At 52.4% G+C, this 23,599-nt stretch carries 20 protein-coding genes; 15 read left to right on the forward strand and 5 right to left on the reverse strand.

What is annotated here, in order from left to right; translation table 11 throughout:
- The first annotated feature begins 298 nt into the window (after positions 1 to 298).
- The 3 genes from ACFSX3_RS10405 to ACFSX3_RS10415 all read left to right on the forward strand — a co-directional run bounded on the left by ACFSX3_RS10405 (position 299) and on the right by ACFSX3_RS10415 (position 3,228).
- Entirely contained in the window at positions 299 to 895 is a 597-nt protein-coding gene (locus tag ACFSX3_RS10405) for a hypothetical protein (protein WP_209985341.1), read from the forward strand.
- Positions 896 to 1,159: 264 nt separating this feature from the next.
- Complete coding sequence (gene gndA / locus ACFSX3_RS10410) at positions 1,160 to 2,572, forward strand: NADP-dependent phosphogluconate dehydrogenase (RefSeq protein ID WP_209985344.1); 1,413 nt, start codon at positions 1,160 to 1,162, stop codon at positions 2,570 to 2,572.
- A 149-nt stretch (positions 2,573 to 2,721) separates the two neighbouring features.
- Positions 2,722 to 3,228: a shikimate kinase gene (locus ACFSX3_RS10415; RefSeq protein WP_036695027.1), complete on the forward strand. Its 507-nt coding sequence runs from the start codon at positions 2,722 to 2,724 to the stop codon at positions 3,226 to 3,228.
- A 38-nt stretch (positions 3,229 to 3,266) separates the two neighbouring features.
- On the opposite strand, the gene ACFSX3_RS10420 is transcribed toward ACFSX3_RS10415, so the two are convergent.
- Positions 3,267 to 3,575, reverse strand: coding sequence for a rhodanese-like domain-containing protein (locus ACFSX3_RS10420; RefSeq protein ID WP_209985348.1), 309 nt, complete (start codon positions 3,573 to 3,575; stop codon positions 3,267 to 3,269).
- Between the two features lie 126 nt (positions 3,576 to 3,701).
- Here ACFSX3_RS10420 and aroA point away from each other — a divergent pair, with 126 nt between their 5' ends.
- The 8 genes from aroA to ACFSX3_RS10460 all read left to right on the forward strand — a co-directional run bounded on the left by aroA (position 3,702) and on the right by ACFSX3_RS10460 (position 13,258).
- Positions 3,702 to 4,994 carry a 3-phosphoshikimate 1-carboxyvinyltransferase gene (gene aroA / locus ACFSX3_RS10425; RefSeq protein WP_209985350.1) on the forward strand — a complete coding sequence of 431 codons (1,293 nt, stop codon included), beginning with the start codon at positions 3,702 to 3,704 and terminating at the stop codon, positions 4,992 to 4,994.
- On the forward strand, positions 4,982 to 5,542 hold the full coding sequence (locus tag ACFSX3_RS10430) for a GNAT family N-acetyltransferase (protein WP_209985353.1): 561 nt from the start codon (positions 4,982 to 4,984) through the stop codon (positions 5,540 to 5,542). The genes aroA and ACFSX3_RS10430 overlap by 13 nt, the downstream gene beginning before the upstream one ends.
- 113 nt (positions 5,543 to 5,655) lie before the next feature.
- Positions 5,656 to 6,090 (forward strand): CoA-binding protein, encoded by a 435-nt coding sequence (locus ACFSX3_RS10435; protein WP_173126154.1) that lies wholly within the window; start codon positions 5,656 to 5,658, stop codon positions 6,088 to 6,090.
- Between the two features lie 229 nt (positions 6,091 to 6,319).
- Positions 6,320 to 6,991 (forward strand): hypothetical protein, encoded by a 672-nt coding sequence (locus tag ACFSX3_RS10440; RefSeq protein WP_209985356.1) that lies wholly within the window; start codon positions 6,320 to 6,322, stop codon positions 6,989 to 6,991.
- Between the two features lie 464 nt (positions 6,992 to 7,455).
- Positions 7,456 to 9,342, forward strand: a complete 1,887-nt coding sequence (locus ACFSX3_RS10445) for a glucose PTS transporter subunit IIA (RefSeq protein ID WP_209985359.1) — start codon at positions 7,456 to 7,458, stop codon at positions 9,340 to 9,342.
- Positions 9,339 to 11,105, forward strand: coding sequence for a phosphoenolpyruvate--protein phosphotransferase (ptsP, locus tag ACFSX3_RS10450; RefSeq protein WP_209985362.1), 1,767 nt, complete (start codon positions 9,339 to 9,341; stop codon positions 11,103 to 11,105). Before ACFSX3_RS10445 ends, ptsP begins: the two co-directional genes overlap by 4 nt.
- Before the next feature lie 217 nt (positions 11,106 to 11,322).
- Positions 11,323 to 11,847: a sigma-70 family RNA polymerase sigma factor gene (locus tag ACFSX3_RS10455; RefSeq protein ID WP_209985365.1), complete on the forward strand. Its 525-nt coding sequence runs from the start codon at positions 11,323 to 11,325 to the stop codon at positions 11,845 to 11,847.
- 220 nt (positions 11,848 to 12,067) lie between these two features.
- The gene (locus ACFSX3_RS10460; protein WP_379256702.1) at positions 12,068 to 13,258 is read left to right on the forward strand and encodes a DUF4179 domain-containing protein; all 1,191 of its coding nucleotides are present in this window, start codon (positions 12,068 to 12,070) and stop codon (positions 13,256 to 13,258) included.
- 84 nt (positions 13,259 to 13,342) lie between these two features.
- On the opposite strand, the gene ACFSX3_RS10465 is transcribed toward ACFSX3_RS10460, so the two are convergent.
- Positions 13,343 to 13,867 (reverse strand): type 1 glutamine amidotransferase domain-containing protein, encoded by a 525-nt coding sequence (locus ACFSX3_RS10465; protein WP_209985371.1) that lies wholly within the window; start codon positions 13,865 to 13,867, stop codon positions 13,343 to 13,345.
- Between the two features lie 232 nt (positions 13,868 to 14,099).
- Between ACFSX3_RS10465 and ACFSX3_RS10470 the strand changes: the two genes are divergently transcribed.
- The 3 genes from ACFSX3_RS10470 (at position 14,100) to ACFSX3_RS10480 (ending at position 16,653) form a co-directional block, all read left to right on the forward strand.
- Entirely contained in the window at positions 14,100 to 14,537 is a 438-nt protein-coding gene (locus tag ACFSX3_RS10470; RefSeq protein WP_209985373.1) for a hypothetical protein, read from the forward strand.
- 317 nt (positions 14,538 to 14,854) lie between these two features.
- The gene (gene ccpA, locus ACFSX3_RS10475) at positions 14,855 to 15,865 is read left to right on the forward strand and encodes a catabolite control protein A (RefSeq protein WP_036695017.1); all 1,011 of its coding nucleotides are present in this window, start codon (positions 14,855 to 14,857) and stop codon (positions 15,863 to 15,865) included.
- A 92-nt stretch (positions 15,866 to 15,957) separates the two neighbouring features.
- The gene (locus ACFSX3_RS10480; protein ID WP_209985377.1) at positions 15,958 to 16,653 is read left to right on the forward strand and encodes a 5'-methylthioadenosine/adenosylhomocysteine nucleosidase; all 696 of its coding nucleotides are present in this window, start codon (positions 15,958 to 15,960) and stop codon (positions 16,651 to 16,653) included.
- A gap of 21 nt (positions 16,654 to 16,674) precedes the next feature.
- On the opposite strand, the gene ACFSX3_RS10485 is transcribed toward ACFSX3_RS10480, so the two are convergent.
- Positions 16,675 to 17,307: a GNAT family N-acetyltransferase gene (locus ACFSX3_RS10485; RefSeq protein WP_209985381.1), complete on the reverse strand. Its 633-nt coding sequence runs from the start codon at positions 17,305 to 17,307 to the stop codon at positions 16,675 to 16,677.
- Positions 17,308 to 17,466: 159 nt separating this feature from the next.
- On the opposite strand from ACFSX3_RS10485, the gene acsA reads away from it, so the two are divergent.
- Positions 17,467 to 19,191, forward strand: a complete 1,725-nt coding sequence (gene acsA, locus ACFSX3_RS10490; protein ID WP_209985384.1) for an acetate--CoA ligase — start codon at positions 17,467 to 17,469, stop codon at positions 19,189 to 19,191.
- Between the two features lie 92 nt (positions 19,192 to 19,283).
- Here acsA and ACFSX3_RS10495 read toward each other — a convergent pair whose 3' ends face one another.
- Both ACFSX3_RS10495 and rpsD read right to left on the reverse strand, forming a co-directional pair.
- A complete protein-coding gene (locus tag ACFSX3_RS10495; protein WP_209985387.1) occupies positions 19,284 to 22,307 on the reverse strand; it encodes a transglycosylase domain-containing protein in 3,024 nt (1,007 codons plus the stop codon).
- A 225-nt stretch (positions 22,308 to 22,532) separates the two neighbouring features.
- Positions 22,533 to 23,132, reverse strand: a complete 600-nt coding sequence (gene rpsD / locus ACFSX3_RS10500) for a 30S ribosomal protein S4 (protein WP_209985390.1) — start codon at positions 23,130 to 23,132, stop codon at positions 22,533 to 22,535.
- Between the last annotated feature and the right edge of the window lie 467 nt (positions 23,133 to 23,599).

Raw genomic sequence — 23,599 nt, forward strand, 5'->3', positions numbered from 1 at the left:
TATGGAAATGCAAGAAGCCGCAGACCCCCTGAAAAGGAGGCGAAACGCGGCTTTATTGCTGTTTTTGCGCATAATAAGACTGGCCAATACCTCCTATGCGGGTCCCGGCGTTTGGAAAAGGCCTAAAACGGGTAAAAATAGTCAATAAACCAAGTTACCGCTACATAATATGAAGTATAAAATAAGTGTAAGCCAAACAAAGAATCAAGGTGCAAGCGGAGGTCCGGCAGTCTGTTCTACTCTTAGGTTAGGCCATAAAGCTGACTATGCTTAAATCAAGCAGTTAGGGGGGAGTGCCGTGAACAAAAATGATGAAGTGGAGTATTGCAATCTGGAGCTGCGGTTCGACAGACAACATATCCAGGATCTAATCAAGGATCTGATCAAGGAAGGTTATTCCCTGTACTGGAGTGAGAACGAGAGTGTTTTTCTTATTTCGGTGCGCACCGGCCGCAAGCTTGTGAAGCTGCGCTTCCAGCGGATTAAGGACGGCTTCAAGCTGGTGGGAGACTACATGATCCGTGATGCGCGCCTGTCAGAATGGATGGAGAAGCTGATTGGGGATATGAGAGGTCATGCCGTTGTCAAGCGCTTCCGCGACCGTCAGATCATTATAGAGAATATTTTATTCGGTGAAGTCATCCGCCTGGTGGAGATTTCCGGTTATCAGCAGCGGGTGCTGTACCAGAAGGGACCGCTACTGTCGGATCAGGAGCTGACGAAGCTGTTCTACTCCATAGAGGGCGAAGAGCGAATCCGCGACCGCAGGCTTGCCGTGGATGAACAGCTCGACTTGCTGAATGAAGCTATGCGTGAGCGCGATACGGATGCGGTCGCTGTTAGCACAGCGAAGCTTGAACAATTGACCAGGGAGCTGGCTGCGCTGGAGTGGTAGTGCGCTGAGTGAATAAATGAGATTAAGGGCATCCCATAGCGGGGTGTCCTTTTATTGTGCCTTTCTGGAGGAGGGGGTTCACTTCTGCGCACAAAACCGTTAAAATAGTCATTGTGAGCAATTTCCCTGATGGATCGAAGTTTGTCAATGAAATTGGTCTCTCTTTCGCAGGCAGAACTTTGCTGTCTCTGACAAAGGGTGGTATTCTAATACTGCGAGAAATGGATTTCACAAAAATACAGGGTGCAAAGGGTGGAGAACCAGATGTCAAAACAACAAATCGGCGTTATTGGCTTGGCGGTAATGGGCAAAAATTTGGCTCTTAACATCGAGAGCAAAGGCTTCAGCGTATCCGTGTTTAACCGTTCCCCGGAGAAGACACATGATCTGGTCGCAGAAGCAGCAGGCAAGAACCTGGTGGGCACGTTCTCCGTTGAAGAGTTCGTACAATCACTGGAAGTACCGCGCAAGATTCTAATCATGGTGCAGGCAGGCCAGGCAACCGATGCTACAATCGAGCAGCTTCTGCCGTTCCTGGATCAAGGCGATATTATCATCGATGGCGGTAACGCTTATTTCCCTGACACGGTACGCCGCAGCAAATATCTTGAAGACAAAGGCTTCCGCTTCGTCGGCACCGGCGTGTCCGGCGGTGAAGAAGGCGCACTCAAGGGCCCTTCTATTATGCCAGGCGGTCAAGAAAGCGCGTATAAGCTGGTTGAACCTATTCTTACGGCGATTTCAGCCCACGTGGGCGGAGAGCCTTGCTGTACATATATCGGGCCGGACGGTGCAGGACACTATGTGAAAATGGTGCATAACGGCATCGAGTACGGTGACATGCAGCTGATTGGCGAAGCCTACCACCTGCTCAAGGACGTTCTGGGTCTGGATGCCAAGGAGCTGCATGGCACCTTCGCAGAATGGAACAACGGCGAGCTGGACAGCTATCTGATCGAGATTACGAAGGATATCTTCGCCCAGTATGACGAAGAGACCGGCAAGCCGATGGTAGACGTCATTCTTGATGCTGCCGGACAAAAGGGTACCGGCAAGTGGACAAGCCAAAGCTCACTGGATCTCGGCGTGCCGCTGTCCATGATTACCGAATCCGTCTTCTCCCGCTTCCTGTCTGCTATGAAGGAAGAACGCGTTGAAGCCAGCAAGGTACTGAGCGGACCTCCTGTAGCTCCTTTCGACGGCGACAAAGCTGAATTCATCGAGAACGTGCGCAAAGCATTGTTCGCCAGTAAGATCGTATCGTATGCTCAGGGCTTCGCCCAGCTGCGTGTGGCTTCTGACGAATACGGCTGGAATCTGAAATACGGCGAGCTGGCCAAGATCTGGCGCGGCGGCTGCATCATCCGTTCCCGGTTCCTGCAGAACATCACAGATGCTTATGAGAGCAATGCAGAGCTGAAGAACCTCCTGCTTGATCCGTTCTTCAAGGATGTTATGGACAACTACCAGTCGGCATGGCGCAAGGTTATCGCTTCGGCTGTAACTCTGGGTATTCCGGTTCCGGGATTCTCCAGCGCCCTGGCGTACTACGACAGCTACCGTACAGAACGTCTTCCGGCGAACCTGCTGCAAGCACAGCGCGATTATTTCGGTGCCCACACCTTCAAGCGCGTGGACAAAGAAGGCGTATTCCACCACAACTGGCTGGCAGAGTAACAGGCAGCCGTTCCGCTTAACTCACAGGGACCCGAGATGCTTTCCGCTTTATGCGGAGGGCTTTCGGGTTTTTTTGCAAATTTGCCGCCATTGTGCAAACTTTTCACCCTGTGTTATGATATGACAAATGTCGCGGCTTGGAGGTAGTTATGGACGATCGAAATATCATTCTCGTCGGGATGATGGCTACGGGGAAATCCACAGTAGGCGCCATTCTGGCCGAGGAGCTTGACTATGAACTGATTGATCTGGATGCAGTAATTACCGGAAGAGAGGGCCGCAGTATTGCGGATATCTTTGCAGATGGCGGAGAGCAGGCGTTCCGGAGCATTGAATCAGAAGTACTTCAGGAAATGCTGCAGGGAGAGCGAAGAGTGATCTCTACTGGCGGCGGGGCGGTGCTTGCGCCCGGAAATGCCGAAGTCATGCTGGAGCATGGATTCGTTGTGGCCCTTACAGCCTCGGAAGATACCATTATTGAACGGGTCAGCGGGGATGAGAACCGGCCGCTGCTCGCCGGCAATGCGGCAAACCGGGTCCGTTCCATTCTGGAACAGCGCAGGGAAGCTTACCGTTTCGCGCATTGCACGGTCGATACAACGGAGCTGAATGTGGCTGAGGTCTCGCAATACATTTTACTGCGTTACCGCGATTGAGCTTTTATGTGTGTTGGCGCTATGCATCAGGATGAAGCTTATTCCGCGCTGGTATCGTCCCACTCAATCATGCCGCCGCTCAGGTTAGAGCCTTGAATGCCGAATTGCTGCAGATATTCACATACCCGCTGGCTGCGGCTGCCGGAGCGGCAGATGAAGATGATCTCGGTATCAGCTGGAAGCTGCTCCGTCTGCTGCGGGATCTGGCCCATCGGGATGTGCTGCGCACCGGGAATCATGCCGAAGGCAACCTCATCGTCTTCACGGACGTCGATCAGTAGAAGTTCTTCGCCGGAAGCGAGTCGCTTACGCAGCTCCTGCGGTGTAATTTGCGGAATTTCATTCATGTTAGTACCCTCTTTTCTGCCCGAATGGGAATGGACTTTCTTCACGCAATAATAACACAACTGCGGATTACCCTGTCAAACAGGACCGTACATACAGACTATATATTATGAAGGAGCGCTTATACTATGGACGTTATTGTTAGGCCTACGCCGACGCTGCAAGGAGAATTCGGAGCCCTGTCCTCCAAAAACTACACCACGCGCTACCTGCTGGTAGCCGCTCTATCTGAAGGAGTCAGCACGATCTACCATCCTGCCCACAGCGAGGACAGCGACGCGATCCGCAGATGTATCGCCGATCTCGGCGCAGTCCTGACCGAAGATGAGGAGAAAATCGTAGTGCAGGGGTTCGGACGCCATCCCCGTGACGTTAAGGAGTTGAATGTCGGGAATGCCGGCGCCGTGCTTCGTTTCCTGATGGCAGTGGCTGCGCTCAGCCCTGAGGTTACGTTCGTGAATACCTACCCGGATTCCCTTGGCAAGCGGCCGCATGATGACCTCATTCAAGCGCTCGGGCAGCTTGGCGTTGAAGTGGAGCATAATCAAGGAAGGCTGCCGATCACCATCCGCGGGGGCAAGCCGCAGGGGGGGCGGATTACCGTCTCTGGTGCCGTAAGCTCACAGTATCTCAGCGCGCTCTTATTCCTGACCCCGCTGCTTGAAGAAGACAGTGAGATTATCGTGCTGGATGATCTGAAATCCAAGGTGGTCATCGGCCAGACGCTGGAGGTTCTGGAGCAGGCCGGGATCATCATACATGCGGCGGATGATTATATGTCCTTCAAGGTACCTGGACGCCAGAACTATGTTGCCAAGACCTATACGGTACAAGGCGATTATCCGGGATCAGCCGCAGTACTTGCGGCCGCAGCGGTGACTAAGTCGGATGTGACTATTCACCGGCTGGCTGAACAGAGCAAGCAGGGGGAGCGGGCCATTGTCGATGTGCTGCGGATGATGGAGGTGCCGCTCACCCATGAGGACGGAACAGTGCATGTGCAGGGGAACGGTATTCTCAAGGCGGTCGAATTCGACGGGGATGCGGCAACCGATGCGGTGCTGGCTATGGTGGCCGCCGCTGTTTTTGCCGAAGGGACCTCGCGCTTCTATAATGTGGAGAATCTGCGCTACAAGGAATGCGACCGCATCACGGATTACCTGGCCGAGCTGACCCGTGCCGGTGCGAAGGTCGAAGAACGGCGTGACGAGATTATTGTCCATGGTACACCGGAGGGGGTTGAAGGCGGCGTGACGATCAATGCCCACTATGACCACCGTGTGATTATGGCACTTACTGTAGTGGGACTGCGTGCCCGCCAGCCGCTGCTGATTAAGGATGCGCATCATGTAGCGAAGTCTTATCCCCAGTATTTCGATCACTTGCGCTCATTAGGCGCTAATGTGGAATGGGTAGAGTGACGGAGACAGGCCAGTTAAGCATAGCTCCGCTTACCCGGGAGGATGTTACCTCGGTAACGGATCTTTACAGGCTTTCGATTACGGATGCTTTTGAAGGGGAAGGACTGGGTCACTTGGACAGTGACATTCAGCAGGAGATCGAGTCCAAGATACGGATGGTTAACATTTCCCTGAATCCGCAGAACTCAGATACGTATTTCTGGGTGGCCCAGATGGACGGTATGGTCGTCGGTACCATCTCGTATGCCCCTTGCGGAGAGGATATCTGGGTCTGTACAGGAAATAAGCTTGATGCTGTAGGTGAGCTGGGCAGTCTATATGTGCTGCCGGATTATCAGGGACAAGGGATTGCTTCGGCTTTGATTGCGGAACTGATGATATTTCTCAGACAACAGGGGATTGCTGCGTTCTGCCTGGACAGCGGCTATAGAGTCGCGCAAACCAAGTGGCTGCAGAAGTTCGGAACGCCCTATGCGGTAGTTAGGGATTATTGGGGACCGGATTCTGTTCATATGGTGTGGCTGTGTCCGGTGAACGGAACAATATAGCGGGATCAAGCGGACGGTTCGGATTTGGAACTTTTTCTGATGCGCGGTATGATGTAGGTATAGCTGAATCTGGTATGTGCCCAGATGCGCAATTAACGGAAGGGGTAATACACATGAGCTTTGAGAATCCGAGCAGGGATCAAATTGGAGACATTCTGGCTGCTGCAGGCAATATTGCCGTAGTGGGCCTGTCCGACAAAACAGACCGCACCTCTTATATGGTAGCCGGAGCTATGCAGAGCCGGGGCTACCGGATTATTCCGGTGAATCCGTCGGTAGACGGGGAGATCCTGGGCGAGAAATGCTACCATACCCTCGCGGAAATTCCTGAGCCGGTGGATATTGTGAATGTATTCCGCCGCAGCGAATATTGTGCAGCTGTAGCGCAGGAGGCCGCTGATATCGGCGCGCGTGTTCTCTGGCTGCAGCAGGGGATTATTAGTCAGGAGGCTGCGGATATCGCCGCTGCCCATGACATGATCGCGATCATGGACCGCTGCATCAAGGTGGAGGAAGCCATTACGATGAAGGGCCGTAGCCGGGGGTAATTGCTTCGAGGACAGCCGGAGGCGGAGTTCCGATTCCGGGTGTGATGCACCGTTCCCGGCAATCATACGAACTCCGCTGTCTCACCCGCAGGAGTTCCGTATTCGCAGAATAATAAGTTTTATTGAGTTTGATTTGCTATACTTTACTTAGACGAAGAACGTCCTTTATCCCATTTTCAGATGGGTAGGACGTTCTTTTTTTATTTTGCGGGAGCGGGAGGAGATTTCTATGGAATTTGAACAGGCACATGGCAACTTTCTGGAGATGCATACTAATGATAGGGGCGGTGAGCGGCGGGGAAGGCTGCTGCGCGGACATAATTATGCGGAGAAGCTGTTTTTGCAAAATGTATGGTGGCCGTTGTTCGAGTCACTGGAGCATTTGCACCCGGAGTATGAAGTGTATGACTGGAACCGGAAGTCACAATTTTTGGACTTTGCTTTTTTACCGCTGAATGGTGCGCGCTTCGGTATCGAATGTGACGGTTATCAGAGCCATATCAAGGACATGGACCGGGAGAAATTCAGCTATGCGCTTAACCGGGATACCTTCTTGACTGGAATGGGCTGGAAACTGCTGCATTTCTCCTTCGACGATATCCAGCAGCGTCCCGAAGTATGCCGGATGCTGCTGCAACTGGCGCTCGCGCCTTATCTGGCCCGGAACAGGGCAGGCGGGGAGCGCCTGTTGTCAAAAGAGAAAGAAGTCCTGCGTCTGGCGTGGCAGCTTGGCAGGCCACTTCGGCCTAAGGATGTCACGGACATTTTTCAGATGAACTATAGAACTGCCCGCAAGCTGTTAAGCTCATTGAGCGCTAAAGGGATGTTACAACCTGTTACTGGTGGAAGAGGGATAAGATCCTATGAACTCCGGCCCATGCATCAGGATCAAACCTGGTGAATATACTCTGCTGCCCGCTCCTTAATGGCTGGAAAGTATAATTGATCGTATTAAAGGAGTACTTGTGCGTTCTATGACACCTGTGGTCTATAGGGTTGTATGGGCAAGCGGGATATTACTGCGAATGTATGGACATGATGATTGCACTTTGTGCAGTAGATACCGCTGGAGAACCACTTTTATAAGGTTCAGTTGCACTTTGTGCAGTAGAAATTTGTATTTAGGTTGATATTGGCCGGATTCTGAGAATTCTAATGTACGAAGTGCAATAGATCGTTAATTTGAGTAGGATTACAGGTGATCTGATGTACAAAATACAATTGCGGCGTATTGCAGCGTAGTTCTCAGGTTACTTGCCGCGACCTTTCGCAACGGAGAGTGGAGCGCACGAATCACACGGATTCTTTTGACAAAAACTGCTGTAACGCTTACCATTCAATATAGAAAGAAAGGAGAGGGTCGCCTTGAATTGGCTCGGATCTTTGCAGCAGTTGGGCAGAGCCATTATGCTTCCTACCATGGTGCTTCCGGCGGCAGCTATCCTGCTGAGTCTGGGCAGCTTACCGTGGTCTGCATGGGGACTTTCTTCGGTATCCGAAGTGACGACGTACGCGGGGCAAGGAATATTCTATTTCATGCCTTATTTGTTTGCTGTCGGTGTGGCGTGGGGGTTGTCCAATCAGGCCGGACCGGCCGGACTGGCTGCACTCGCAGGGATGTTCACTTATGACCGGATTGTGTCCAACATGGGAGACGGGGCTGTGCAGCCTGCAACATTAATTGGTATTATCCTTGGAATCGTAGCCGGTGTGGCGCATAACCGGTTTAAGAATATCAAGCTGCCGGAGGCGATCCAGTTTTTTGGAGGGTCGCGTTTTGTTTTGCTGTTCATGGGCTTATTCTCGGCGCTGTTCGCCTGGGTCATGCTCGGAGTATCCCCGCTCCTGCAAGAGCTGCTTAATCAGCTGTTCAGGGTAGTGCAGATGACCGGCGGCTATGGAGTGTTTGTCTACGGGGTGCTATACAGGGTGCTGACGGCCTTTGGCCTGCACCATATTCTGAATAATGTGTTTTGGTTCCAATTGGGCTCCTTTACGACGCCTGACGGCAGTGCAGTCGTACAGGGGGATTTGCCGCGCTTTTTTGCCGGAGATCCTACAGCGGGTGTGTTCATGGCCGGACTGTTCCCGATTATGATGTTCGCGCTGCCCGCCATTGCCTTTGCGATCATCCAGGAAGCGCGCGAAGACCTTAAGCCTAAGATTAAGAAGACTTTTTTGCGTGCAGCCCTGGTGTGCTTTCTGACTGGCGTATCGGAGCAGATTGAGTTTGCCTTCCTGTTCGCTTCGCCATATTTATTCGCACTGCATGTGGTTATGTCAGGTCTTGCTATGGTGCTGACGTACTCGCTCGGGATTCATCATGGATTCTCCTATTCGGCAGGGACCATTGATTTCTTCCTCAACATGCATTTGTCCCAGCGGGCCTGGCTGCTGATTCCCATCGGGATCGGGTATGGAATTGTCTACTACAATGTGTTCCGCTGGGCGATCCGACGGTTCCAGATTCCTACGCCGGGCCGTGAAGAAGGCTCTGAGCTTGGGGACTGGGCGGGGAATATTCCGTATCAGGCTCCGCTGATTCTGGAGGCGCTGGGCGGCAAGGAGAACATTGTGCAGGTGCAGGCCTGCATAACCAGGCTGAGATTAACAGTGCATAACGACCGTTTCATAGATACAGGGGCGCTTAAGGGGCTTGGCTCCGCAGGCATTATCAAGCTGGGCGGCGGTAATGTGCAGGTCGTGTTCGGTACCTATTCAGAGCTGATCCGCGAAGAGATTGACAAGCTGATGCTGCGCGATCTGCCGCAGGTGCTGTTCAGTTCGCCTATCCAAGGGCGGATGATGCCGATCGAAGAAGTGCCTGACCATATTTTTGCCGCGAAGCTGGTTGGAGATGGAGTAGCCTTTTTCCCGGACAAAGGAGAGCTGGTCTCGCCCGTATTCGGCAAGGTGATGCACGTATACCCTACGATGCACGCAGTGGGCATTGCTACGCCCGAAGGCCTGGAGGTGCTGATGCATATCGGGATCGATACTTCGCAGCTTAAAGGGCCGTTCGAGGCGCTTGTACAGGAAGGTGACAGTGTGGAGCCGGGGCAGCTGCTGGTCCGGTTTGATCTGGCCTACTTGAAGGAGCATGCCGCTTCGCTGGCGACACCGATGGTGATTACCAATCCTGACCGGGTCAAATCCTGGAGCTATGCTCCATTCAAAAACGTCAAAAAGGGGCAGTCTTCCGTCATGTCCGTGGTACTACATGAAAGCAATGTTGGAGGGATCGAAGCATGATACAAGGCATAGGCGCTGCAGCAGGTGTTGCCATCGGGAAGGCCTTTGTTTTGCCGAACTGGGAATGGAGTCTGCCGGACACTCAGGTGAATCCGGTGGATCTGGCTAAGGAGTTCGAACGGTTATACGAAGGAATTCGAACCTCCAAGGACGAAATCGAGTTTATCAAAAAAGAATTCCGGGAGGTTGTCGGACCGGAGGAATCGAGTATTTTCGATGCTCATCTGGCGATCCTGGATGATCCGGTGTTCATGAGCGAAATCCGCGGCATTATCGAACGCCAATATAAAGCGGCCGAGGTGGCAGTGAAGGAAGCGATAGACCACTTTGTAGCGATGTTCGATCTGCTGGACGATGAATATATGAAGGAACGGGCCGTGGACATCAAGGATGTCGGCAACCGCCTGCTGAAGCATCTCCTGGGTGCGCCGGAGGTAACCCTGCCGTCTGACACCCAGCCCTATATCCTTGTGGCTAAGGAACTGTCCCCCTCACAGCTGGCCCATTTGAATCCGGCTTATGTGCTGGGCATCGTTACGATGATGGGCGGCAAAACCTCGCATTCCTCCATTATGGCCCGTGCGCTAGGCATTCCGCTGGTGGCAGGCCTGGAGAACAAGATCCTGACTCCGATCCAGACCGGGGACATGCTGGTGCTGGACGGAGAGACCGGAGCGGTGATGCTCCATCCCGATGAATCTACATTAAGAGACTTCACCTCCAGGCGCGCGAAGCAGCAGAGGAAGCGGGAGCAGCTTGAACTGCTTGCTACAGTCGAGGCAGTTACCAAGGACGGTGTATCGCTGCGGCTGGCCGGTAATATCAGTTCGGTGAAGGAGCTGAACATGGCGCTGAAATATGGGGCCGAGGGAGTGGGGCTGTTCCGCACGGAGTTCCTCTATATGGACCGCAGCTCCTTCCCGACAGAAGATGAGCAATTCGAGGTGTACAAGCTGGTCGCGGAAAAAGTCGGCAAGGAGACCGTTGTCATCCGTACGCTTGATATCGGGGGGGACAAGCACCTGGATTACTTCCAGCTGCCGGAGGAGCAGAATCCGTTCCTCGGCTACCGGGCAATCCGGATCAGTCTGGACCGCAAGGATATGTTCAAAACACAGATAGCGGCGATTCTGCGGGCCAGCCATTACGGTAATGTCCGAATGATGTTCCCGATGATCTCCTCTGTCGAAGAGGTACAGGCTGCCAAAGCGGTGCTGAACGAAGTCAAGAGTGAGCTGGACAGCCGGGGTGTACCGTATAACCGCGAGATGAAGGTAGGCATAATGATCGAGGTTCCGGCCGCAGTGATGATTGCCGACCTGCTGGCGGAGGAAGTGGATTTCTTCAGTATCGGCACGAACGATTTGGTACAATATGTACTGGCTGTGGACCGGATGAATGAGCAGATTGCCCATATGTATCATCCGTACCATCCGGGAGTGCTGCGCATGATCCGCATGACGGTGGATGCAGCGCACAGCGTGGGTATCGATGTCAGTGTATGCGGCGAGATGGCCGCAGACGAGCGCTCGTTACCGCTCTGGCTGGAGCTGGGGATTAGTGTGCTGAGCATGTCGCCGCAAGCTTTGCTGAAGGTGAAGCACCGCACGCTGAACACACTGGCTTCCGAAGCCAGAGAGATTGCGAAGCTTTGCTTCCGCAACCGCACCAGCTCGGAGACAGAGGAGCAGCTCAGTGCTTATGTAGGGCGCAGCGGATTCCCGCTCGGCGCTACTGGAGATTCCAAAGAGAAGACTTCATAGCCTTCTAGCGGCTTAGCGATATCAGCGGAACAATGACAAGTTGAACAAGAATATCGATATTAAGTCCGGGGTGAGGGTCAAGGGGGCCATACACACCGGGCTTTTTGCTTTGAAATTACGGGGGAACAGGTTAGCTGTCAAAAAAGTAAAACCGTTTGGGCTGCGAGACAGTCAGTATATACAGAAGTCAAAAAAAGAAAGGGGAGACTAAGCCTGGATGGAACATACGTGGGAAGGCGAGCAGGTGCGCCACTTGAATGAACAGGAGCAACTGTTTATCGGCCGGGTACTGGAGCAAAAGAAAATACTCTACAGTATTGCGTACAGCTACTTGCGCAGTGAGGCAGAGTCGCTTGAAATGGTTCAGGAAACTACATACCGGGCTTGGGTCAAGCGCAGGAGCCTGAAGGACGATGCCCGGTTCGCACCCTGGCTGACCCGGATTCTGATCAACTGCTGCAAGGACGAACTGAAGCGGAGGAAACGGCTGACTGCTCCCGTGCCGGAACAGGCAAGTGCTGGACTGCAGGAGATGACCAGTGACCGTAAGCTGGATATGGAGCAGGCCCTGGAAGCAGTGAAGCCCAAATACCGTCAGGTGCTTGTGCTGAAGTATTACCGGGATATGACGCTGACAGAAATTTCCGGGGTGCTGGGGAAGCCGGAAGGAACGGTCAAGACCTGGCTGAACAAGGGACTTAAGCAGTTACGTGACAAAATGAGAATCAAAGGGGGACTATAGCATGGTCAAGACCGAAGAAGAGCTGCTGAAGGAGTATTACCACAGTCTGTCGGCAGAAGCGGAGGAGGTCCCGGAAATGCGGCTGAACACGGCAATCCGCAGAGGCATAACACGTTCCCGGAGAAGCTCTATGTCATTAAGGAAGCGTTATGCTCTGGCTACAGCGGCGGCAGTACTTGGACTTGTGCTATTGTTCTCCTTTCCCCGGGCGAGTGAGGTGTTGAAGTCACAGGGGGCAGCTCCGGATCAGGCAGCAATATTTCAGAGCTACGGACCCTTTGAAAAGTACATTCCAGCTGTGATGACCACAAACGCTGTATCTTCGGCAATCGAGGATGGCCTTGTACAGCGCGTCACGGGTGTTACTGCGGAGCAGAACGGATTTGTTCTTACTGTAGATGGAATTGCTGCGGATCAGAAGGGGATTATCGTTTTGTATTCATTACAGAATAAGACTGATGAGAATGCCCGAGTAGCACATATTCAGTTAACATCAGCTGTTTCAAATCCTTTGCATACATCCCTGGGGCCTGATAATTCAATTTCCCCAAAACGTATAACCTACGGTTATGAGGTAAGGCAGTGGGAGAGTGATGATGCAGGCGCTCTTCCCGATCAAATTAAGTTTGAGCTTGAGCTTGGTAAGTACAAGCAGTTCACGCCAGCTTCAGCAGATAGCCCTCTCGCTAAATTTTCTGTAGCTCTTCCGCTGGACAGGGAGCAGATTGCTAAGGCAGGAGAAACCGTACATGTAGACAAAACACTGGAAATAGACGGTCAGAAAATTGAAATTAATGAGGTCTATCTGGCCGCCTCCGGCATTTATCTGGACTATACCTGCGACCCGCTGAACTCCAAACAGATCTTCTCTATGTATAAACCGGGTCTCTTAGCGGGCGGCAGTGGTGATTATACGTATCTGGCTTTACGCGCCGCCAGCTTTACGGACAGTGGGGGCAGACTGATATTTGCTAACGACAGCAGCTTGACACAATCGCTCCAGCTGCAAATCAAAGGAATTCTGGCACTGGATAAGAAGGCAACCCAATTAATTATTGATACGGACAAGCAACAAATTATCAAGGCTCCGGATCAAAATTTGCAAATGTCCGTTCATAACACGGAAAGGGGCTCCACGCTGGTGCTGGAATATTATTCTCAGGCACAGACTAACAGTATCTACAATGACTTAATGCTGGGGCAAAAATTCACCGATGGAGCAGGTACAGTCCATTCAGCAGACAAGTTTGATATTGATATTCCGCGGCGTACTGAGCCGGAGAATGCGAAGTCAATCCCTCACATGTACTACAAGGGTCTGGGCAGCAATAAATACCCGCAGCCGCTGACGTTCACCATTGAGGCGTATCCTGCCCTGATCAAAGAGAAGCTGTCTCTCCCTATCCGCTAATCCTCCTTTAAAAGCGGCAACAAGCCCTGAACCCTGTCAGACGACAGGGCAGGGCTTTGTTTATATCAGATATCATGCTGCCTGTTATTCCCCGGCCAGTGCATCACAGAACGCTTTGCCGTAAGGCGGCAGGTCCGGCGGTCGGCGGGCGGAGATGATGTGGCCGTCCTGGACGACCGGCTCGTCCTTCCAGATGGCTCCGGCGTTCTCCATATCGTCACGGATGCCCGGTGTGGAGGTGACTGTTACGCCTTCAAGAATTTTGGCGGAGATTAAGACCCAGCCTGCATGGCAGATCTGGCCAATCGGCTTTTTCGCGGTGTTGAAATCCTGCACCAGCTTCAGCACTGCGCTGTACCGGCGGATTTTGTCGGGTGCCCAGCCTCCGGGAACGAGGATGCCGTCATAATCGTCAGCCTTCAGCTCGTCCCAGCTGTATTCAGCAGTGGCAGGTACGCCATATTTGCCGACATACGTCTTCCCCTTCTCAAGGCCTGCTAGATGAACCTCGGCCCCTTCCTCGCGCACGCGGTATACAGGATACCACAGCTCGAGGTCTTCAAATTCATCGTCCACCAGCGCAATGACTTTTTTACCTGACAGTCTCATTCTGTACAACTCCCTTCGGCTTAACTTCCTGATATCTATGTCATTCTATCAAAACAGACACTTGAAGTCACTTTTCGATATGGAAATTCCTAAGAATATTGCCAATTAAAACATGATATGCAAACTAGCAGGGATTCAGGGGGATGAAGTCGAATACTAGAGAGGGAAAAGGCAAAACTATGCGTTTTTAAAAGATCATTCTGAGGTGTGGGAGATGTATAAGGAACAATTAATGAAGAAGTCTTGTGGCTGCGGCGGGATCATGACCATACATATGCATACGCTGATTTATAGTGCGAAGATCAAAATTACTCATGTCCCTGTATATACCTGCGGGCAATGCGCCCGTTATGAGCCCCTGCCGGTTATTAAGCGTGACCTGGGTCTGCTGATCCGGGAGCTTGGAGAACGCCCTGCGGGCAAGCTGCATCTGTCCTTTGCGGACCGTAATGAGTGGGCCAGTGTGCTGAAGGATACCTTTGCATCGGGCTTGTTTGCCGGCGGCTTGCCGGAATTGGAGGAGGCTATCCGCAAGGCAATGCAGAGCCGGATTGATCTGCTGCTGGATGTATACCGCACGGCGGCGGATCTGTCCGACAAGAAGTGGATGGAAGAGATCGGCCTGCGGCTCTCCCAGTTGACGGCTCATTCGGCAGAAAGTGCCAAATAAAGAGCATTTTTTGACATTTTGAAAAAAAGTCTGCAAAAACAATGAAAAACTTTCAACGAATGTTGGATTTTTCACGCGCTTTTTGATACGATAGAGAAAGCATACAGAATTCTTGAAATTTTAAGGGCTTCCACTGGAAGCTATTGGAGGATCAGGAATTGGCGGAAGGCGTCAAAGCCGCGCCAGGACTGGCGTTTCAACCTTTGAAAGAAATTTTGAAAGGAAAATGAAGCGTTATCATTGCACAATTGTACAAAGTGTCGTATCATAATTTTAATTAGTCGAACGATAAAATTTATCGCAATGGAGAGAGTAATTTGACGGTAACCATTTACGATGTAGCTCGAGAAGCAGGCGTATCTATGGCTACGGTATCACGGGTTGTGAATAATAACCCCAACGTGAAGCCGCAGACCCGGAAGAAGGTTTTTGAAGCGATTGAGCGTTTGGGCTATCGTCCGAATGCGGTGGCGAGAGGTCTCGCCAGCAAGAAAACGACAACCGTAGGGGTTGTTATCCCTGATATCTCAAACTCGATTTTTGCGGAAATTGCACGCGGGATTGAAGATATTGCCAATATGTATCACTACAACATCATTCTCTGTAACGCAGACAAGCGCAAAGAGAAAGAGATTCGTGTCATTAACACACTGCTCGAGAAGCAGGTGGACGGGCTGCTGTTCATGGGCGGAACCGTTACGGAAGAGCATATTCAGGCGTTCCAGACCTCTGCTGTGCCTATCGTGCTCTGTGCGACCCGCGATGAGAAGGGAACATATCCTTCCGTGGATATCGACCATGAGACGGCTGCCTTTGATGCAGTGAATACGCTTATCCGCCACGGACACAGGGAGATCGCAATGATCAGCGGTACGCTGCAGGACCCTGCGAACGGATATGCCCGGTTCCACGGCTACAAGAAGGCGCTGGAAGCGGCAGGTATCGAGTATCAGGAAGATCTGGTACGCATCGGTAACTATCGTTACGAATCCGGTGTCGAAGCCATGAAGTATTTCCTGGGTCTGAAGAAGAAGCCGACAGCTATCTTTGCTGCTACCGATGAGATGGCGATTGGTGCCATTCACAGCATTCAGGATGAAGGCCTCAAGGTGCCGGATGACTTCTCAATTATCAGTGTTGACAACATCCGGATGGCTTCAATGGTTCGTCCGCTCCTCACTACTGTAGCACAGCCGATGTATGATCTCGGTGCTGTAGCGATGAGATTGCTGACGAAGCTGATGAAGAAGGAGACGGTTGAGAATCCGCGGGTTATTTTGCCGCATGAGACCATTCTTCGTCTGTCTGTCAACCATGTCAACAAATAAGATCAGCGTTTAGCAAGTGAATATAGGTTTCTTAAGAAGCTCCTTCGGGAGCTTTTTATGTTTGCGGGCAGAAAGTTCAAGGGGGATATGAAATGAGCGGAGTGCTGGGTCTGATTGGCGCAATGGATGAAGAAATCAAGCTGCTGCTGGAAGAGATGGAGAATCGGCAGACCACGGTGAAGGCCGGAATTACCTTTTATGCAGGGACAGTATTCGGGAAGGCAGCTGTAGTCTGCAAATCCGGGGTCGGGAAGGTGAATGCCGCAGTAACCACACAGATTCTGTTGGACAGCTTCGGAGTGGAAAAGGTGCTGTTCACTGGAGTGGCGGGGGCGCTGCACCCTGAGCTGAACATCGGGGATGTTGTTATTTCGTCCTCCTGCATTCAACATGACATGGATGTTACAGCGCTCGGTTATGCCAGAGGGGTGATCCCATATCAGGAGATCTCCGCCTTCCAGGCAGATCCGCTGCTGGTGAAGCTAGCAGAAGAGGCCTGTCAAGAGCTTAGACAGAAGTCTGTGACGGGCATTGTGCTGTCCGGGGATCAATTCATTGCCAGCAGGGCGTCAGTAGCTATGCTGCGTGAGCAGCTGGACGGGGCCTGTGCAGAGATGGAGGGTGCGGCGGTCGCCCAAGTCTGCCATATGAACGGGATACCTTTTGTAATCGTACGTTCAATGTCAGACAAAGCAGACGGCTCAGCACATGTGAATTACAGTGAGTTCACCGTAACGGCCTCACAGCATTCACATGCCATTCTGGAGCATATGCTTAAGGCTATGTAACCTGCAGGCAGGCCGCCTGAATTAATACATAAACCGCTGTCTGAAGCGAACCCGGTCGAAGGTCTCACGGGAGGACAGCGGTACTTCCTGGCCCATGCGGACCATTAGGCAATTGGCCGGATGCGAGCAGATCTCCGGATCATCGGTGGCATACCACACCATATCTACCGTCTTCATGAGCTTCTCCATCATCTGGCGGTACTCCCATACACTAAGGCCGCTTCCCTTGAGGTCCCAGTGCCAATAATATTCGGTTGTGAATACGATGCAGTTCTCCAGCTGTCCCTCTTCAAAAGCGCTTGAAACCAGCAGCTTCGCAAGGCCGCACCCGCGATACTCGTCAGCCACTTCGATAGCTCCCAGCTCAACCAGATCCTCCATCCCGCCCTGAGACCATAACTCCAGTTCATCCGGATAATGAAAAGTGACATAGCCCACGATAACGTCTGAGACCACTGCTGCCAGGATGCGTCCTTCAGGTAAGCCAGATATCTCTATCAAGGCTTCAAGCTGCTCCTGCGGCTTACGGAAGGCGTCCAGATCGCGGTGCATGCTTAAGGTCTGAAGCGTTTCGGGTGATAAGGGGCCACCGATAGATATAAGCCGGCCTTGATGCTCTATGGTATGGGATACTGGGATTTTATGATGCTCCATTCTTGGGCTCCCTCCGGTTCACTATAATATGGAATGTAACCGCTTCCTGTGATATACTGATTCCGACACGGAATATTCACATTTAGAGTGTTGACGAAATTAAGAGAATTAGAGGGTACCCTTAAAGCTTAAAGCAAACCAGTAGGGGAGGCAAGAGTAATGGGGCAAGTTCAAGGCGAAATTTTGCCGGGCCGGGTGCAGCACTCGAATATGGAGGACTATTCCCGGGCAGTTGACGAATTCCGGTGGGAGGATGTCGAGCGCAGCTTCTCCTGGCATGGGACCGGCAAGGTGAATATGGCACATGAAGCTATAGACCGTCATGTCGAGGAGGGGCGAGGGGCTGCTACGGCGCTGATCTACAGCGATGCGGTGCGTGAGGAGCGGTACACCTTCGCCGACTTACGGGAACGGTCGAATAAGTTCGGTAATGTACTACGCAAATATGGAATCGGCAAAGGCGACCGGGTGTTCATCTTCATGCCGCGTACCCCGGAGCTGTATTTCAGCCTGCTTGGCATTCTGAAGACGGGAGCAGTGGCAGGTCCGCTGTTCGAGGCATTCATGGAGACGGCGGTCAAGGACCGTCTGGAGGATAGCGGAGCGGTAGCGCTGGTGACTACCCCGGAGCTGCTGCACCGGGTGAAGCGGGAGCAGCTCCCAGGACTGCGCCATATCTTTGTAGTCGGAGCCTCTGCTGCTGAGGATTCCGGGCTGCTGAGCTATGAAACGGAAATGGCTGAAGCCTCCGCTGAGCTGGAACCGGAGTGGCTGAGCCTGGAGGATGGTCTGATCATGCATTATACCTCCGGCTCCACCGGGAAGCCCAAAGGCATCTACCATGTGCAGAGAGCCATGATCCAGCACTATTATACAGGCAAGGTAGTTCTGGACCTGCGCCCGGACGATGTGTACTGGTGCACGGCCGATCCGGGTTGGGTGACCGGAACCTCTTACGGAATATTTGCCCCCTGGCTGAATGGAGTAGCCAATGTGGTCCGGGGAGGCCGCTTCAGTCCGCTGGACTGGTATAAGACGATCGAACGCTTCGGGGTGACGGTATGGTACAGTGCGCCTACGGCTTTCCGGATGCTGATGGGGGCTGGCAAGGAGACTCTGGAGGGGATCGATCTCAGCAGTCTGCGTCATGTGTTATCTGTCGGCGAGCCGCTGAACCCGGAGGTCGTACGCTGGGGCGACAAAATCTATCAGCAGCGGATTCATGATACGTGGTGGATGACCGAGACGGGGGCACAGCTCATCTGCAACTACCCGGGAATGGGCATCAAGCCCGGCTCCATGGGCCGGCCGCTGCCGGGGATTGAAGCGGCTATCCTGGATGACCGCGGCAACATGCTGCCCCCGTATTCCATGGGCAATCTGGCCATCCGCACCCCCTGGCCGTCCATGATGGGCCAGGTGTGGAATAACCAGGCTAAATACGATGAATACTTCCGAATTCCCGGATGGTATATCTCGGGGGATTCGGCGTACATGGATGAAGACGGCTATTTCTGGTTTCAGGGCCGGATTGATGATGTAATCAATTCCTCCGGGGAGCGGATTGGACCCTTCGAGGTCGAGAGCAAGCTGGTGGAGCACCCGGCTGTCGCGGAGGCTGGGGTAATCGGCAAGCCGGATGTCATGCGTGGTGAGATTATCAAGGCCTTCATCTCACTGCGTGACGGATATAGTCCGACCGCTGAGCTGAAGGAAGAGATCGCGGCATTTGTCAAAGCGGGCCTGTCTGCCCATGCTGCACCGCGTGAAATCGAGTTCAAGGATAAGCTGCCCAAGACCCGGTCCGGTAAAATTATGCGCCGTGTACTGAAGGCTTGGGAGCTGCATCTACCCGCAGGTGATTTGTCTACCATCGAAGACTAGGCAGATCTGGAGTGCAATCCATTAAAAAAGCCCGTTCCCCTTATCCCGGGGAACGGGCTTTTGAAGCTTATACTGAAGTCTGCCTGGTGAGCTTAACGTCCTGTATTGCCTGCTGCGTTAGTAGAGGTAGTACCACCGGCATTCCCGCTGGTACTGCCTGCAGGCTTCCCAGTGGTATTCCTGCTACCATTGCCTGCGGGCTTCCCACCGGTATTACCTGTAGCATTCCCTCCGCTGTTTCCGCCGGCTGCATTGGTACCGCCTGACGGAGTAGAATCATCAACGGCAGGCGGCTGAATAATGATCATGCCAGGGTCTTCCGTACTGTCCGGGATGATTCCGGCGTCCGGTGTCGGCTCTGCCTCCGGCGTCTGTTCCGGAGTTGGTGTAGGCTCCGGTGTAGGCTTAATTCCGCCAGCCACACTGCCGGAAGCAGTCTCATGTCCAGCTACGTCCACGGCAGCCACATAGAAGGTAGCGTTGGCGCCAGCCGGAGTTCCCGGCTTGAAGACGGTGCTCTCTCCAGCAGAGAGGACGGCCTGCTTCTGGAAAGATCCGCCGTTCAGGGAACGGTAGAGGCGGTAACCGACAACATCCGGAGAACCGCTTGGAGTGAAGGTAACTACAGCCTTGCCAGTACTGTAGGAGACTATAACTTCTCCGGGAGCACTTGGCCCGTTGCCGTCATCCACGCGCGGATCGACCTCGGACGGGTAGTCTGTTTTGGCATCCTGCGGCATGTAGTACGATAGTGACTCATGTGACTTCATCGCCGGGAAGGCGGCAAGCAGCTCTTTGACCAGCTCCTGAATCGGCTTCTCGCGCTTGACTACGATCTTCTCCTTCAAGAAATCTTCAGGAGTTCCTTCCAGAGGGATGTAGTTCACCCCGTTATAAGTGATGTATCTGGCATTGGAAATGCCGTCGTCGCTCTCCTTAGGAACAAATTTCGCGTTGAACAGATCCGTTGTGAATCTGTCCGTCAGCTTGGAAGGCTTCTTGCCGCTGTATGCCGAGACGGTCGCCTTGACGATACCCTCCGGCTGGGCGAATTCCTTCGTGGTGAACAGCTCGGGACGTTTGTCAATCACTGTATTCATTACCTTGGCCCACAGAGTCTGCGCCTGACGCTTCTGCGTATCCCCCTGAAGGGTATTGACCTGCTCTTTGTAGCCCACCCAAATTCCAAGGGTGACATCCGGAGAATAGCCCATGAACCAGACATCCCCGTAGTTCTGGGTAGAGCCGGTTTTACCGACAATCGGCACTTCCTTGAAATGCTTGTAGTTCCTCTTCACTGTAGTTGCTGTTCCGTCCGTTATTACGGTACGCAGCATATCCGTCATCAGATAAGCGGTCTGCTTGGAGAAGACCTGCTCCGGATTCACTTTATGCTGATAGACGATTTTGCCTTGATAGTCAACGATCTTATCGATCATGTATGCATCATTGAAGGCACCCTGGTTGCCGATAGAGGAGTAGGCATTGGTCAGTTCCTCCACCGACACCCCGTATCGCAGACCTCCGATAACCCCGGTCTGTGCGTTGTAGTCGTTATCCTGAATGGTGGTAATCCCCAGCTTCTTGGAGAAGGTCCAGGCCTTCTCGATGCCTACCTTATCATTGAAGAGCTTCAAGGCGGGCAGGTTCAGGGACTTGTTCAGGGCATAACGTGCAGTAACCAGACCCTGATAGCGGTTGTTGGCATTCTTCGGAATATGGTAGCCCTTGCCCCCGTCCTTCATGACAATCGGCGCATCATCGAGAATGCCGGCAGGCTGAATGAGCCCTGCATCCAGTGCAGGCAGGTACGCTGCTATCGGCTTCATGGTAGAGCCGGGCTGGCGGATCATTTGGGTAGCGTAGTTCATTTGCTCGATGTTGAAGTCGCGTCCTTCGATCATGCCGAGGATCGCTCCGGTCTTATTGTTAATCATAATGCCGGCCGTCTGTTCCTTGCCTCTGGCCTTACTGTCCTTCGTGAAGTTACTGCTGTCTTCGGAGATGGTGTGCATGGCACTGTACACTTTCTTATCAATGGTAGTGTACACCCGGTAGCCGCCGGTCATTAGCTGCTGGCGGGCTTCCTCCAGAAGCTGAGCAGAATTGGATGTGCTGGCAGTATTGCTGGCGGCGTTCTCTTCCTTCAGCTTGAGCAGGATTTCAGACGCCTTGCGTTCAGTCTCCATCATAAGATAAGGGAAGGTGGCATAAGCCTTCTTCGTATGTGGAGCAAGGGAGCCCTTGATGTCGAAGAGCAGGGCTTCGTCGTACTGGGAGGTGGTAATCTTGTTCTCCTCCAGCATCCGCCGCAGCACGAGCCGCTGACGGTCCATCGCCCGTCCGAAGGCCGTCTCGTTGAATTCGCCCACACCATTGAACGCGGAGTACTTAGAAGGGAGCTGAGGCAGGCCCGCGAGGTATGCCGCTTGGGCCACGTTCAGCTTCTCCAGATCATTAATGCCGAAGATGCCCTTGGCGGCAGCCTTGATGCCGAATACATTATAGCCGTTGGAACCGTTCCCGAAAGGAACCTTGTTTAAATAAGCCGTTAATATCTCCTGCTTGGACAAGAAACGCTCCAGCCGCAGTGACAGCAGGATTTCCTTCACCTTACGGTCTTCCGTACGATCCAGGTTCAGGAACACGCGCCGTGCAAGCTGCTGGGTAAGAGTGCTTCCCCCGGTCTGAGTGGATTCATTCAGCACCTTTTGCTTGACGGCCCGCAGGGTGCCACTGAAATCCACCCCTTTATGATTGTAGAAATTATTGTCCTCTATAGCGAGAACGGCATCAATCACTAGCTGTGGAATATCGTTGAATTCAATAAGTCTGCGGTCTTCTTCCGTGCGGAGCTGGCCGATCGGCTGTCCGTCACTGAAATAGGCAAAGCCAGTAATGGCGTTCAGCCCAACCTGCTGCTGGATTAGTTCTTCGGGCCGGACCGGGTCGTCCTTCACTATGGAAGTGACGTAGCCTGCTACGGCGCCGCCGGCAAACAGGCAGCCGAGTATACCGAGTATGAACATCCACTTCACAACTGAACCGAACCTGCGGAGCCAGGATCTGCGCGGTGGACGCTGTTTTGCGGTCTTCTTTTTCTTCTCCTCAACCATCGACGATAATCCTCCTTTTAACGGAACTATTATAGCACAATTTGGCGATTTTGAATGCGCTTCTGCCGGAGAGGATTTATAAAATAACCCCACAAAGTGGGGACTTCAGCTTCGATGATGACTCAGATACTTTGCGGGGGCCCCAAAACATATAAAATCTTATCATAAAAAAAGCTCCCGGATAGAAATCCGGGAGCTTTGATCAGATTCCGCTGTAAGCGAATCTTAACGGTTGTAGAATTCGACGATTTGCTTCTCATCGATATCCTGGGACAGCTCGGCACGTTCTGGCAAACGAAGGAATTTACCTTCGAATGATCCGTCAGCATATTCCAGGTAGCCTGGAAGGTGGGAGCGGTTGTCGAGAGCTTCTTTGATAGAAGTCATAGTGCGGCTTCTTTCGCGGAGTCCGATAACGTCGCCAATGCTTACACGGTAAGAAGCGATGTCGACTTTTTTACCGTTAACGGTTACGTGGCCGTGGGATACCAGCTGGCGTGAACCTGCACGGGAGTTAGCGAATCCAAGACGGTAAACCAGGTTGTCCAGGCGGCTTTCGAGCAGGAACATGAAGTTTTCGCCCGCAATACCCTGAAGCTTTTGTGCCTTAGTGAAAAGAGTTTTAAACTGCTTTTCGCCCAGGCCGTACATGTGACGCAGCTTTTGCTTTTCCATAAGCTGCATTCCGTAGTTACTAATTTTTCTGCGTTGGTTAGCGCCGTGCTGTCCTGGTGGGAAAGGGCGTTTCAGGTCTTTGCCTGTACCGCTAAGGGAAATGCCCAGACGGCGGCTGAGTTTGAATTTAGGTCCGGTGTAACGTGCCATATTATAGTAGACTCCTTTTAATTAAAAAAATGTAGTGTAGGGCCTATTTGCGCCGCAATTCGTATCCGTGAAAGCGTTAAATGGTTCCACACTGCCGAGGGAAGTTCAGCCGCTGCCCTGACAGTAACGAAATGCGTAGAGGGTGACACAACGTTACGCCCAATAAGACTTGTTACAGTCTTGTTCATCAATAAATATTATATGAAAATGACAGTCAAAGTCAAGCGCAACTTAAAAGAGTTTTTGTCTATCTTTGTCGTTAGTTCTTTGGTCCTAAAAAAAATCCCGGTTTTGCGGAAAATATAATGCAATACCTAAAGAAAGGGAGTAAAATATAACTAATTGGATGTTATCGGAAAACTGTAATTTCAAATATCCTTACTATACTTACGCTGGATTGGTAATGTCTCTACTATAGAATTAGGGGGCGTGTTCCGGTCTGGCCTGATTGAAGATGCAAAGGAGGT

Source organism: Paenibacillus rhizoplanae (assembly GCF_042684125.1).
GTDB lineage: Bacteria > Bacillota > Bacilli > Paenibacillales > Paenibacillaceae > Paenibacillus_AQ > Paenibacillus_AQ rhizoplanae.